This window comes from Allosphingosinicella vermicomposti (assembly GCF_003012815.1).
Taxonomy (GTDB): Bacteria; Pseudomonadota; Alphaproteobacteria; order Sphingomonadales; family Sphingomonadaceae; genus Allosphingosinicella; species Allosphingosinicella vermicomposti.
The window spans coordinates 320,819-333,631 of sequence record NZ_PXYJ01000002.1; the positions used below are offsets into that span (position 1 = coordinate 320,819).

Annotated in this window: 14 protein-coding genes; 5 read left to right on the plus strand and 9 right to left on the minus strand. The window is 63.1% G+C overall.

Annotation, left to right across the window (positions count from 1 at the left end):
- The first annotated feature begins 94 nt into the window (after positions 1-94).
- Both C7I56_RS07460 and C7I56_RS07465 read left to right on the plus strand, forming a co-directional pair.
- Positions 95-724, plus strand: a complete 630-nt coding sequence (locus C7I56_RS07460; RefSeq protein ID WP_106639947.1) for a glutathione S-transferase family protein — start codon at positions 95-97, stop codon at positions 722-724.
- A gap of 19 nt (positions 725-743) precedes the next feature.
- Positions 744-1,622, plus strand: a complete 879-nt coding sequence (locus C7I56_RS07465) for a dienelactone hydrolase family protein (protein WP_106639949.1) — start codon at positions 744-746, stop codon at positions 1,620-1,622.
- Positions 1,623-1,768: 146 nt separating this feature from the next.
- Here the strand turns inward: C7I56_RS07465 and C7I56_RS07470 are convergent, their stop codons facing one another.
- Entirely contained in the window at positions 1,769-2,503 is a 735-nt protein-coding gene (locus C7I56_RS07470) for a Bax inhibitor-1/YccA family protein (RefSeq protein WP_106639951.1), read from the minus strand.
- 195 nt (positions 2,504-2,698) lie between these two features.
- On the opposite strand from C7I56_RS07470, the gene thpR reads away from it, so the two are divergent.
- A complete protein-coding gene (gene thpR / locus C7I56_RS07475) occupies positions 2,699-3,235 on the plus strand; it encodes an RNA 2',3'-cyclic phosphodiesterase (protein ID WP_106639953.1) in 537 nt (178 codons plus the stop codon).
- Here thpR and C7I56_RS07480 read toward each other — a convergent pair.
- The 6 genes from C7I56_RS07480 to C7I56_RS07505 form a co-directional block, all read right to left on the minus strand.
- Complete coding sequence (locus C7I56_RS07480; protein ID WP_199792358.1) at positions 3,224-4,021, minus strand: fructosamine kinase family protein; 798 nt, start codon at positions 4,019-4,021, stop codon at positions 3,224-3,226. The two genes, thpR and C7I56_RS07480, sit on opposite strands and share 12 nt — an antisense overlap.
- A complete protein-coding gene (locus C7I56_RS07485) occupies positions 4,018-4,485 on the minus strand; it encodes a low molecular weight protein-tyrosine-phosphatase (protein WP_106639954.1) in 468 nt (155 codons plus the stop codon). Before C7I56_RS07485 ends, C7I56_RS07480 begins: the two co-directional genes overlap by 4 nt.
- Positions 4,486-4,613: 128 nt before the next feature.
- Complete coding sequence (locus C7I56_RS07490; RefSeq protein WP_245409628.1) at positions 4,614-5,147, minus strand: superoxide dismutase family protein; 534 nt, start codon at positions 5,145-5,147, stop codon at positions 4,614-4,616.
- 55 nt (positions 5,148-5,202) lie between these two features.
- Positions 5,203-6,510, minus strand: a complete 1,308-nt coding sequence (locus C7I56_RS07495; RefSeq protein ID WP_106639956.1) for a UDP-glucose dehydrogenase family protein — start codon at positions 6,508-6,510, stop codon at positions 5,203-5,205.
- 57 nt (positions 6,511-6,567) lie between these two features.
- Entirely contained in the window at positions 6,568-7,548 is a 981-nt protein-coding gene (locus tag C7I56_RS07500; protein WP_106639958.1) for an LLM class flavin-dependent oxidoreductase, read from the minus strand.
- Positions 7,549-7,699: 151 nt separating this feature from the next.
- Positions 7,700-8,815 (minus strand): cell wall hydrolase, encoded by a 1,116-nt coding sequence (locus tag C7I56_RS07505; protein ID WP_106639960.1) that lies wholly within the window; start codon positions 8,813-8,815, stop codon positions 7,700-7,702.
- Positions 8,816-8,979: 164 nt separating this feature from the next.
- Between C7I56_RS07505 and acs the strand changes: the two genes are divergently transcribed.
- A complete protein-coding gene (gene acs / locus C7I56_RS07510; protein WP_106639962.1) occupies positions 8,980-10,905 on the plus strand; it encodes an acetate--CoA ligase in 1,926 nt (641 codons plus the stop codon).
- A gap of 115 nt (positions 10,906-11,020) precedes the next feature.
- Here the strand turns inward: acs and C7I56_RS07515 are convergent, their stop codons facing one another.
- Together C7I56_RS07515 and C7I56_RS07520 are read right to left on the minus strand one after the other, a co-directional pair.
- Complete coding sequence (locus C7I56_RS07515) at positions 11,021-11,488, minus strand: hypothetical protein (RefSeq protein WP_106639964.1); 468 nt, start codon at positions 11,486-11,488, stop codon at positions 11,021-11,023.
- Positions 11,489-11,508: 20 nt separating this feature from the next.
- Entirely contained in the window at positions 11,509-12,291 is a 783-nt protein-coding gene (locus C7I56_RS07520) for an SDR family NAD(P)-dependent oxidoreductase (RefSeq protein WP_106639966.1), read from the minus strand.
- Between the two features lie 109 nt (positions 12,292-12,400).
- Between C7I56_RS07520 and C7I56_RS07525 the strand changes: the two genes are divergently transcribed.
- The gene (locus C7I56_RS07525; protein WP_106639968.1) at positions 12,401-12,637 is read left to right on the plus strand and encodes a DUF6356 family protein; all 237 of its coding nucleotides are present in this window, start codon (positions 12,401-12,403) and stop codon (positions 12,635-12,637) included.
- Positions 12,638-12,813 lie beyond the last annotated feature (176 nt).

Sequence of the window (12,813 nt, forward strand, 5' to 3'; positions counted from 1 at the left end):
CAGGAGCCCAGATGAAACGCCCGGCGCCGCTGGGCTCCTGCTTTCGCAGGAGCGCGTGAAGATGTAGGTTAGTCACAATCAAGGGAGCCCAGCCATGACCAGCCTCACCTTCTACACCAACCCCATGTCCCGGGGCCGCATCGTCCGCTGGATGCTGGAGGAGGTTGGCGAACCTTATGAAACCATCGTCCTCGATTACGGCACGACGATGAAGGGCGAAGACTTCCTCGCCCTCAATCCCATGGGCAAGGTGCCGACCATCGTCCACAACGGCATTGTCGTCACCGAGGCCGCCGCCATCTGCGCCTATCTCGCCGACGCGTTCCCGGAAAAGCAGCTCGCACCGCCGCCCGGCGATCCGCGCCGTGGTACTTATTATCGCTGGCTGTTCTTCGCGGCGGGCCCGGTGGAGGCCGCCGTGACCGCCAAGGCGTTCGGCCTCCTCCCGCCCGCCGACAAGAGCGCGAGCGTCGGCTACGGCACCTATGAGGCCGTCATCGACGCGCTCGAATATGCGGTCTCGCAAAACCCTTATATCTGCGGCGATCAATTCACCGCCGCCGATCTCTATGCAGGCTCCCAGATCGGCTGGGGCACGATGTTCGGCACGATCGAGAAGCGCCCCGCTTTCATGGATTATCTCGCCCGCATCCAGTCCCGCCCAGCCGCCGCCCGTGCGAACGAGATCGACAACGCCCTCATGCCGGAGAAGCCCGCTTCATAACCACGGAAAGGAAGCCCCCATGGACGCCCGCACGCGACAAACCGCTATCGACCTCTACGATCGCTTCACCCACGGCAGCATGGGCCGGCGCGCCTTCATGGCCGATATGACGAAGCTCGCGGGCGGCGTCGCGGCGGCTAATGCCCTCATCGCCTCCATCGCCGCGAGCCCGGCGGCGGCGGCCATCGTCCCCGTCGACGATCCCCGGCTCATCACGAAGCGCGGCCCTCTCGGCCAGCAGCAGGGCGCCTTGAACGGCTATATCGCGGTCCCGCGCACGGCGGCGGGCAAGAAGATCGGCTCCGTCATCGTCATCCACGAAAATCGCGGGCTCAATGCGCATATCGAGGATGTCACGCGCCGCGTCGCGCTAGCGGGCTATTTCGCGGTCGCGCCCGATTTCCTCACCCCACTCGGCGGCACGCCCACGAATGAGGACAAGGCACGGGAGGAGATCGGCAAGCTCAATCTTGAGGAAAGCGTTGCGAGCGCGGTCGCCCTTACCGATCATCTCCGAACATTGGATCATGCCAATGGAAAGGTCGGCGCGGTCGGCTTCTGCTGGGGCGGCGCTTTCGTCAACCGCCTCGCGGTGGCGGCAGGCGACAAGCTCGACGCAGGCGTCTCCTTCTACGGCAGCGCGCCCGATCCCTCGCAGGCCGCGCGAGTGAAGGCACCCCTCCTCCTGCTGCTCGCCGGCCTCGACCAGCGCGTCAACGCCACCGCACTCCCATGGGCGGAAGCCCTGAAGAAGAGCAGCCACAGCGTCACCGCTATCACCTATCCAGACGTCAACCACGCCTTCCACAACGATACGTCGGCCGAGCGGTATAACAAGGCGGCTGCGGACAAGGCCTGGGGCGAGGCGGTCGGCTTCTTCAAACGCCATCTCACCTAACACGTCACCCCGGCGAAAGCCGGGGCCTCAGGACCAGCCTGCACCCTCTTAGTCACCAGATCCCGGCTTCCGCCGGGATGACGCGAGCACAAAAAGAGGCCCGGTGTCGCCACCGGGCCTCTTTAATTCAATTCCGCACAAACCGCTTAGTCGCGGCTGCCCATGAACTGGAGCAGGAACGTGAACATATTCACGAAGTCCAGATACAGGCTCAACGCGCCCATGATCGCCGATTTGCCGATCATGTCGGTTCCCTGCACGTAGAAATACATGCTCTTGATGCGCTGCGTGTCATAAGCCGTCAGGCCAGCGAAGAGCAGCACGCCGATGAAGCTGATCGCCATCTGGAAGGCCGTCGACTGGACGAAGATGTTGATCAGCATCGCGATGAGCAAGCCGAACACGCCCATGACGAGGAAGGTGCCGAAGCCCGACAGATCCTTCTTCGTGGTATAACCCCACAGGCTAAGGCTCGCAAAGGCCGCAGCCGTCGCGAAGAAGGTGGTCGCGATCGACTGGCCGGTGAAGACCAGGAAGATCGACGAGAGCGAAATGCCCATGACGACAGCGAATGCCCAGAACAGGGCCTGCGCGGCGCCGGTCGACAGGCGGTTGATCCCGAAGCTCAGGACCATCACAAAGGCCAGCGGCGCGAACATGATCAGGTAGCGCAGCCCGCCGCCGTTGATCAGGATATTACGCCCGAACTCCGAATTGGCGAACAGCAGTGCGACGATACCAGTCAGCAAAACGCCGGACGTCATGTAGTTATAGACAGAAAGCATGTAGGATCGCAGGCCCGCGTCCTGGGCCACGCTCTCCCTGCCGAGCGTACCCGGCTGCGGCGACGCGGTCGCTCGCGGGTCAGACCAATTTGCCATCTTCGATATCTCTCCTTCACGGCGAAAGGGGCCGTTGAGATACAATATCGTAGGGATTCGCCGCGCTTTCAAGGAAAACCGGACATTGAGCTTTCTCGGAACGTCACGCCGGCGAAGGCCGGAGTCTCGGCACGCTTCCTTTCAGGGATTCCAGCTTTCACTGGAATGACGTGACGGGAGGAGTAAATTCCCCCCATGCACCGGCTTTTCGTCGCCATCCGCCCGCCCGCTTCGATCAGGAGCCAATTGCTCGACATCATGGGCGGCGTTTCCGGCGCCCGCTGGCAAAGTGATGAGCAAATTCACCTCACCCTCCGTTTCATCGGCGAAGTGGACGGGCGCCAAGCGGACGACATTCACGCCGCCCTTTCCGGGGTCCGACAGGCCCCGTTCGACATCGCATTGGCAGGCCTCGGCACCTTCGACCGGCGCGGCGAACCCACGGCCTTATGGGCAGGCGTGAACCCGCGCGAAGCCCTGAGTGATCTTCACAGAAAAGTCGATCAGGCCTGTCAACGCGCAGGGCTCTCGCCCGAAGGCCGCGCCTATCATCCCCATATCACGCTGGCGCGGCTCAACCGCTCCTCCGGGCCGGTCGGCGGGATGTTGGCGGCGGAAGGCGGCCTCAGCTCGCTGCCCTTCACCGTCAGCGCCTTCCACCTTTTCGAAAGCCACCTGACGCCCAGCGGCCCGATCTACCGGATCGCCGAGACTTATCCGCTAAACCCCTAAGGCGCTCAACAGCCGGTCCACCATCGGCGCATAAGTCGCGCCGAACAACCGGAAATGCACGAGGGCGGGAAACAGCTGATAGGCCAGCCGCCTTTCCTCCCATCCCGGCTCCAGCGGCCCATAGGCCTCATGGAAATCCTCGGGCGGCGCGTCGAACAGGTGGAGCATGGCAAGGTCCACCTCGACATGGCCGTAATAGCAGGCCGGATCGATGAAGGCGGCAAGCGCGCCGTCCTTCACCAGGATGTTGCCGCCCCACAAATCGCCATGAAGCAAGGCGGCAAGCGGGCTGGGCGGAAGGAGATCGACGAGGCGCGGGAGGAGTGCGGCCACCCGCTCCCGCCACGGCCGGTCGAGGATCGCTGCCGTATGGGCCAGCCTCTGTTCGCCCCAGAAAGCTGGCCAGTCACCATTCTCGCGATTGTCGAGCTCCACCGTTCCCAGCCGGTAATTGGCGGGCCAGCCATAAGTCTCGCCGCGATGGTCGTGGAGGTCACGAAGCGCCCGGCCGATATCCCCCCATGCGCGCGGGCTCATCACGCCGTCATTGTCGATATGCTGGAGAAGCAGGACGTCCTGATATTCCCCCTCGATTCCCGGCGCGGGCGCTCCGGCCGCATGGAGGGCGCGGAGCATGGCGGCCTCGGTCGGAACAGCCGGGCCGCCTTTCGCCACGAGACCGCCCGGGATCATCAGCACTTCGGACAGATCGCCGCCATGAAGGCGCTGAAGCCTGTCCTCTGCCACGCCCGCCAGCGCGGCGACGCGGGCGACAAAGGCGCTCACCGTTCGGCCGCAATCCTCTGGGCAAGACCCTTGGCACCCGCCACGACATCGGCCCAGGTGATGTCGAAGCCCGTATCCTCGCCATAATATGGATCGGCGACCGCTTCCCCTGCCCGCCCCTCGACATGATCGAGGAGCAGCGACAGCCGCGCCGTCGCATTTACAGGCGCAAGGGCGGTGAGATCCCGCAAATTCTGAGCATCCAGCGCGACGATATGGTCAAAGGCATGGAAGTCCGCCGCCAGCACCTGACGCGCGCGGAGGCCGGAAATATCGACGCCGTTGCGCTGCGCTACGGCCTGCGCACGGCGATCGGGCGGATGGCCGATATGCCAGTCGCCCGTACCCGCCGAATCCACCGTCACCGCAAGCCCAGCCCGCTGCGCCTCGTCCCGAAACGCGGCTTCAGCAAGCGGTGAGCGGCAGATATTGCCGAGGCAGACGAAAAGAACCGAAACTGTCATTCCTTCCAACCCAATTTACTAATCCTGCCCCGCTAGTCCTGAGCCTGTCGAAGGACGGTTCCAGCTGGAACGGGCTTCGACAAGCTCAGCCCTAGCGGGTGAGGGAATTAGCGCTGAAGGGAAATGGCTTACCGCAATACCCCGCACGCAATGCGGCCGCCGCTATTGCCCGAAGGATCGGTGCGGTAATCGTCCGCTGTCGCGTGAACCACTATCGACGCGCCGTCCGCATCCATCAGATTGGCAAGGCTTGCCATCGGTACCGTATATTCGATCAAACCGCGACCGTCCGCGCCGATCAGGACGTTCGGCAAGTCACCCTTATGCATGCCGGCCGGATTGTCTTTGCCATGCTGATGATTGGTCGGGTTCCAATGCGGCCCGGCACTCTCGAAGCCCGGCGGCGTGCAGAGGCCGACCTGATGGATATGGACCCCATGGGCGCCCGGCGAAAGGTTCATGCCGTCAATCGCAACGCGCAGGCTGTCGCCCACCTGGGTGACGCTCGCCGTGCCCATAGCGCGGCCGTTCGCGTCCATGAGGTTGGCGCTCACCATGGATGGGCCCGGCGCGGGAACGGGCGCGGGCGCCATGTCCGTCCGCGCACACGCGCCAAGCATCGTCATCGAAAGCGCCGCGGCGCCGAAAAGCACAGGCTTCATCTCATCACTCCCTGTTAGATGAGCAAGGAACGGCCCGGAACCGAAACGGTTGCCTTCAGGACGGTTTCCCGACCCCATGCCACTGGAAACCCGCGCTTTCGATCTCGTGGCGCGGATAAACATTGCGCAGATCGACGAAGATGGGCTGGGCCATGTCGGAGGCAAGGCGTTTTAAGTCGAGCGCGCGAAAGGCATTCCATTCGGTGACGAGGACGACGGCGTCGGCGCCTTGTGCCGCTTCATAAGCGCCGCTCGCGAAATCGACGTTCTTGAGCACGGCCCTCGCCTGCTCGACGCCTTCCGGATCGCAGGCCCGCACGGTGGCGCCCGCATCCTGCAGCGCCTGAACGATGGCGATGGACGGCGCGTCGCGCATGTCATCCGTATTGGGCTTGAAAGTGAGCCCCAGCAAAGCGACCGTCTTGCCCCGCGCATCGCCGCCCAGAGCCTGGATGACTTTACGGCCCATGGCACGCTTGCGGGCATCGTTTACCGACACGACCGATTCCACGATGCGCAGCGGCGTCTGATAATCTTCGGCCGTCTTCAAAAGTGCCAAAGTATCCTTGGGGAAGCAGGAGCCGCCATAGCCCGGCCCCGCGTGCAGGAACTTGTCGCCGATGCGGTTGTCGAGGCCGATGCCGCGCGACACGTCCTGCACGTCCGCGCCGACCACTTCGCACAGGTCGGCAATCTCGTTGATGAAGGTGATCTTGGTCGCGAGAAAGGCATTGGCCGCATATTTGATCAGCTCGGCCGTGCGGCGGCTGGTGAAGAGAAGCGGCGACTTGTTGAGATAGAGCGGGCGATAAACCTCGCGCATGATCTCGCACGCATCCTCTTCATCGCTGCCGACGACGATGCGGTCGGGCCGCTTGAAATCCTCGATCGCCGCGCCTTCGCGCAGGAATTCGGGATTGGAGACGACATAGGCTTTCGCGTCGGGGCGCACTTCGCGCAAGATCCGTTCGACTTCGTCTCCCGTGCCGACCGGCACCGTCGATTTCGTGACGATAACCGCAGGACCGGTCAGCGCTTCGGCAATCTCCCGCGCGGCGCCGAACACATAGGACAGGTCCGCATGGCCATCGCCCCGGCGCGAGGGCGTGCCGACCGCGATGAAGATCGCCTCGGCATCCTTCACACCCTCTTTTAGATCGGTGGTGAAGGACAGGCGCCCGGCCTTCACATTGCGCTCGACAAGCTGGTCGAGGCCCGGCTCGAAGATCGGCATCACGCCGCGATGCAGCGCATCGATCTTCCCCTGATCCTTGTCCACGCACACAACGTCATGGCCGAAATCCGAAAAACAGGCCCCCGACACCAGGCCGACATAGCCCGTCCCGATCATCGTGATACGCATTCAATCACCCTAGAAAGTTCATCTTCCCGTTAGCAGGAATCGCCCCCGATCCAACCCTCAACGGACAGAAGCGGCGATTTCGAAGGAGCGCAGACGCGCTTTGTGATCGTGGATTTGCGATGTGATCATGAGTTCGTCAGCGCCGGTCCGATCGACAAAGTCCCGCATGCGCGCCGCAATCGTATCCGTTGAACCGATGGCGGTGCAGGACAACACCTGATCGAGCATCGCGCGATATTGCGGCGGCAGCGTCTCGAGATAATTTTCAACCGGGCGCGGAAGCGGCGTGGGCTGGCCGGTGCGTAGCGCGACGAAGGCCTGCTGCATGGAAGAGGCAAGGAAATGCGCCTCCTCGTCCGTATTGGCCGCGAAGACATTGTAGCCGAGCATCACATAGGGCCGGTCGAGCTGCTCCGAAGGCTTGAAGTCGCGGCGATAGATGGCGACTGCTTCCTCCATCAGCCCCGGCGCGAAATGCGAGGCGAAGGCGTAGGGTAGGCCAAGAGCGGCGGCGAGCTGTGCGCCGAAAAGACTCGATCCCAGGATCCAGATCGGCACCTTCAGGCCTTCGCCTGGAATGGCGCGAACACGCTGGCCAGGCTCCGGCGCGTCGAAATAACGCTGCAGTTCAACGACATCGCGGGGGAATTGGTTTGCATCGCTGTCGAGATTGCGGCGAAGCGCATAGGCCGCCGCCTGATCGGTCCCCGGCGCCCGGCCAAGGCCAAGATCGATCCGGCCGGGATGGAGCGCCGCCAGCGTCCCGAATTGCTCGGCGATGACGAGCGGCGAATGATTGGGCAGCATCACTCCGCCTGCCCCAAAGCGGATGGTCGAAGTGCCCGCCGCGACATGGGCAAGGATCACCGCAGTCGCCGCGCTCGCGACGCCCGGCATGCTGTGATGCTCGGCCATCCAGAAGCGCTTATAGCCCCAGCGCTCCGCATGCTGCGCGAGGTCCAGCGAGTTGGCAAAGGATTGGGAGGCATCACCCCCTTCAACGATAGGGGCGAGATCGAGGACTGAAAACGGGATCATGCGGAGGATATGGTGTACCGATGGCGAAAGTTCGAGGTCCGCCCCCACATCGTTCGGCCTGAGCTTGCCGAAGGCCTGCCCTCTCCTTCATCACTCAAACAAAATATAAGGCAAGGCTTCGACCGGCTCAGCCCGACCGGCAGAAAAATCGCTACTTCGTCGGCGCCGCAGCAGGCGGCCCGTCCGCCTCAGCCTTCTTTCCAAGCGCTTCGCCCGACCCCTTATCCTCGCCCGTCATCGCCCAGCGCAGGCTGGCGGGGACGCCGTCCTCCGCCTTGCGTCCGGTGGTTGCGATCAAGCCCGTGGCTTCGCGGGAAACCGGCTCATAGCGGCGGATCACTGCGCGCGGCCCTTCCGGCACGCCTGTACCGGCCTTCAGAGCTATATCTGGATTGGCAGCAACGGCGGCGAGCGCAGCCTGCTGCGCAGCCTTGTCGACGGAGCTCACCGGCTCGTCCGCCAATTGTGCGTTGAACGTCGCAAACTTCATCGGCGCGAGGTTGCGTGCGATCCCCGCGACATCTGGTTCGATACCCGCATAGCGGCTCGTAAAGGCCGCGGGCTGTCCCCATCCTCCCGACCAGCGGTAGAAAATGTGCGTGCCGATAGTGCCGAGCTTCACCAGGCTGCTGCTCCAATAAGGCACGACATAATTGGTGTGATAATGCGTCGCCCAGCCGACAGGCGCGTGGACATAGCCATTGAGCGCTGCCTTCGCGACTTCGCGCGCCCGGCTCCAATAGGACGCCATTGGCGCCCGGGTCAGCGACCCGTCGCAGGTAAAGGTAAATTGACAGCCGGTAGCCCGCTCATAGCCCTGATAGACCACGCCGCAGACGCTACTTGGATAAGCGGGGTGGCGGACACGGTTGAGGACGACCTGCGCCACGGCGCGCTGGCCGTCCGTCGGCTCCGTCGCCGCTTCATAATAAATGGCCGACGTCAGGCAGTCGAGGGACCGTTCGCGATCCGCTGCCGACCGGGCGAGAAGCTTGAACGGCCGCGCGGCCGGAACCAGGCCCTCGGCTGCCGGCATGGCGGCGTTCAGCGTCAGCGCATCCTGCTTTGGCAGTGGGCGAAAGGTGTTCGGCTGCGCCTGCGGCACCTGGGCCAAGGCACGCTCGTCGGATACGCCTATGCCCGTGACGCTGAGCCCCGCGACCAGGTAAAGCGCGACCGCCACGGCGAGCATCAGGGAGCTCCACCAATGGTCCCGGCGAATTTCCGGGATACGCGGATATGGCTTCGACAAGATCGCAGCAATCATTCGACTCTCCGGAAGGGCGGGCGGTTACGCTTCCTGCCCCGAAAAAGCAAATAACCGGGGCAATGCTCCGGTCAATCGTGCCCTAGAGCGGACGGCCTGAACCGGGGGTGACTTCGCCTTTCCAGCGGCTAGTCTAGGCTGACGCTCCGGTAAAAGAGGTTCAGATGGACGATACTCTTCCTCCTCCCCAAGACGCGGTCACGAACACCCATTGCACGGCGCAACAATATTCGGACCTCCATAATCGTTCCATCGCCGATCCGAACGGCTTTTGGGCTGAACAGGCGCGGCGGATCGACTGGGACCGTTTTCCAAGCAGGATTGCGGGCTGGTCTTATGACCCGGTGGACATCAAGTGGTTTGAGGACGGCGTGCTGAACCTCTGCTTCAACTGCGTCGACCGGCACCTCGAAGCGCGGGCCGATCAGATCGCGATCCTGTGGGAGGCCGACGAGCCCGGGGTCACGCGCATCGTGACCTACGCCGATCTCTATGCCGACGTTGTCCGCATGGCCAATTGCCTGAAGGAGCTGGGCGCCACGAAGGGCGACCGTGTCACTCTCTATATGCCGATGATCCCGGAGGCGGCGGTCGCGATGCTCGCCTGCGCGCGGATCGGCGCGGTCCATTCGGTGGTGTTCGGCGGCTTCTCACCCGATGCCCTGCGCGGCCGGATCGACGATTGCGCCAGCCGTTTCGTTGTCACCGCCGACGGCGGCATGCGCGGCGGCAAGCATGTGCCCTTGAAAGCCAATGTGGACGAGGCACTGGAAGGAAGCAGCGTCGAAGCCGTCATCGTCGTCCGCCACACCGGCAACGCCGTGGCGATGAAAGACGGGCGCGACCATTGGTACGACACATTGGGCGCCAATGTGCCTGACGACTGCCCCTGCGAGCCGATGAATGCCGAAGACCCGCTCTTCATCCTCTACACGTCGGGCTCGACGGGAAAACCGAAAGGCGTGCTCCACACCACCGGCGGCTATGCGGTGTGGACCGCGACGACCTTTCACTATGTGTTCGACTACCGGGAAGGCGAGCTTTTCTGGTGCACGGCGGATGTGGGCTGGGTAACGGGCCACTCCTACGTCGTCTACGGCCCGCTCGCGAACGGCGCGACGACTTTGATGTTCGAAGGCGTTCCCAACTACCCCGACGTTAGCCGGAACTGGGACATGGTGGAACGGCATAAGGTCAACATCTTCTACACCGCCCCCACCGCGATCCGCGCCCTGATGCGCGACGGTGCGGAACCGGTGAAGAAGCATGACCGCTCCTCCCTCCGCCTGCTCGGCACGGTGGGCGAGCCGATCAATCCGGAGGCATGGCGCTGGTATTACGACACGGTGGGTGACGCGCAATGCCCGGTAATCGACACCTGGTGGCAGACCGAAACGGGCGGCATCATGATCACCACCCTGCCGGGCGCGCACAACATGAAGCCGGGATCGGCGGGCCTCCCCTTTTTCGGCATCCTGCCCGAACTGGTCGATGCGGACGGCAAGGTGCTGGACGGCGCGGCCTCCGGAAACCTCTGCATCGCCCGCAGCTGGCCGGGGCAGATGCGCACAGTATATGGCGACCACGACCGCTTCGTGCAGACCTATTTCTCGGCCTATAAGGGCAAATATTTTACCGGCGACGGCTGCCGCCGCGACGAGGACAGCTATTATTGGATCACCGGCCGGGTGGACGATGTCCTGAACGTCTCAGGTCACCGCCTCGGCACGGCGGAGGTGGAATCAGCCCTCGTCCTTCACTCCAAGGTCGCCGAAGCCGCCGTCGTCGGCTATCCGCACGACATCAAGGGCCAAGGCATCTATTGCTATGTCACCCTCATCGCGGGTGAGGAAGCAAGCGATGCGCTAGAAGCTGAGCTCAAGCAACTCGTCCGCCAGGAAATCGGCCCGATCGCGACGCCCGACATCCTCCACTTCACCCCCGCTCTCCCCAAGACCCGCTCGGGCGAGATCATGCGCCGCATCCTGCGTAAGATTGCGGAGAATGAATTCGGAAACTTGGGCGACACCTCAACCCTCGCCGATCCCGGCCTCGTCGACAACCTCATCGAAGGTCGACGGAACACATAACCCTCGCTCGTCGCCTTTAAGCCCCTCCCCTCGATGGGGAGGGGTTGGGGAGGGGTGATGCTGGGGCTAGGTGAGGCCTCGAAACATCGAGGAGGGCCTAATCTCCCCCTGCCCGTTAAGGCTTACGGCACTCCGCCGAAAGCGTCCGGAACGTCGCCTCGATATCTTGGGCTTCCGCCTCCGTTTCGAGATCGAGCCGGCCATATTCATCGTCCGCCATGTGGCTAGCATAGAAGAAGATGGACCTGCCCTCGCGCTTCTCGACCTCTAGATAGGCCCAATCGATTCCGTAATAGCCGACCGGATTGGTGTTGTATTTTTCGACGATGATCGAAGCATCCAGAACGGTGACGCACCGCTTGGTCGTGCGCGCGCCCGATATCTTGCGCGACATGCCCCAATCGTCCTTCCCCTCGCCCGTTCCGCGCCAATTGTAGAGCAGGATGTCGCGCGAGGGTTTGAAATATTCGGCCAATTTAGCCTGCAGCCGCCCGACACTGGGTGCAGCGGCCTGGGCTTCGGCAGCACCGGCGGGTGCCAGACAACCAGCGGTCAGGATGAGCGCAAGGGCATATTTTTTCATTCTTCGCCTCCCTGCCGCAATCAACGCGGCGCCATGCGGATGCCGCCGTCAAGGCGCACATATTCCGCATTCAAATATACATTTTCCGCCATGAACACCGCAAGCCGCGCATATTCTTCAGCCTGACCCAGGCGCTTGGGAAACGGCACCTGCGCACCCAATGCGTCCTGCACATTCTGCGGCATCATCGCGACCATCGGCGTCTTGAACACGCCCGGCAGGATCGTGTTGACGCGAATGCCTTCGTTCATGAGGTCGCGGGCAATCGGCAGCGCCATGCCGAGCACGCCGGCCTTGGACGCCGAATAGGCCGCCTGGCCGATCTGCCCGTCCTGCGCGGCGACCGACGCGGTGTTGATGATGAGGCCCTTCTCGCCATCTTCCATCGGCTCAAGGTCCGCCATGCCCGCGGCCGACGCGGCGATCATGCGGAAGGTGCCAATGAGGTTGATCTGGATGGCAAGCTCGAACTGGTGGATCGGGTAACGATTGACCGCGCCCGTTTCCTTGTCGCGGCCCACCGTCTTCACGGCATTGGCGACACCCGCGCAATTGACGAGAATGCGCTCCTGCCCATGTGCCGCGCGGGCCTTTTCAAACCCGGCATTGACCGCTTCGTCGGAGGTGACGTCAACCTGGCAAAAGATACCGCCGATTTCCGTCGCGATCTTTTCGCCCTTTTCGGCATCGCGATCAAACACGGCGACCTTCACGCCCTTGGCGGCGAGCGCGCGGGCCGTCGCCTCGCCAAGGCCGGATGCGGCGCCGGTGACGACGGCGGCAATATTGCTGTCGAGTTTCATGATCGTTCCTCTCTGATCCCTTTGATCTTGCCGCCCGCACTAAAGGGTAAAACCGCCATCCGACAAGCGCGGGGTGGACGCTTCGGTGTGATGAAGGCATAATCCGGCCATGGCCGACAATCTCTTCACCAAGCACCCTACGGAAGTTGGCGAAAGCTATTCGCAGCACCTCGTCCATGCGGGCGGCTTTGGTCTCAAGATGATGCTCGGCGGCCTCGCCTGCATGATCCACGCGCTGCTGCCCTTCCTGTTCATCGAGACGGGAAGCAAGACGATCCGCGGCCTTTACGGCCGGATGACTGGCCGGGTCGACAAGTGCAATTGGGAACGGCACCCGATCATCTGATCTCACACCGGTTCCGCCAAACCATTTTCCTACACGGCCGCGGCCATGATAATGTCGCTGTCGCTCTTTCTCCTTGTAAGCGAACTCGGAACGACGCCCACAAAGAGCAGGCGAAAACTGACAAAGCTGACAGGATGCGCGTGCGAACGCCTAAACCTTGTCAGCTTTGAAGACCG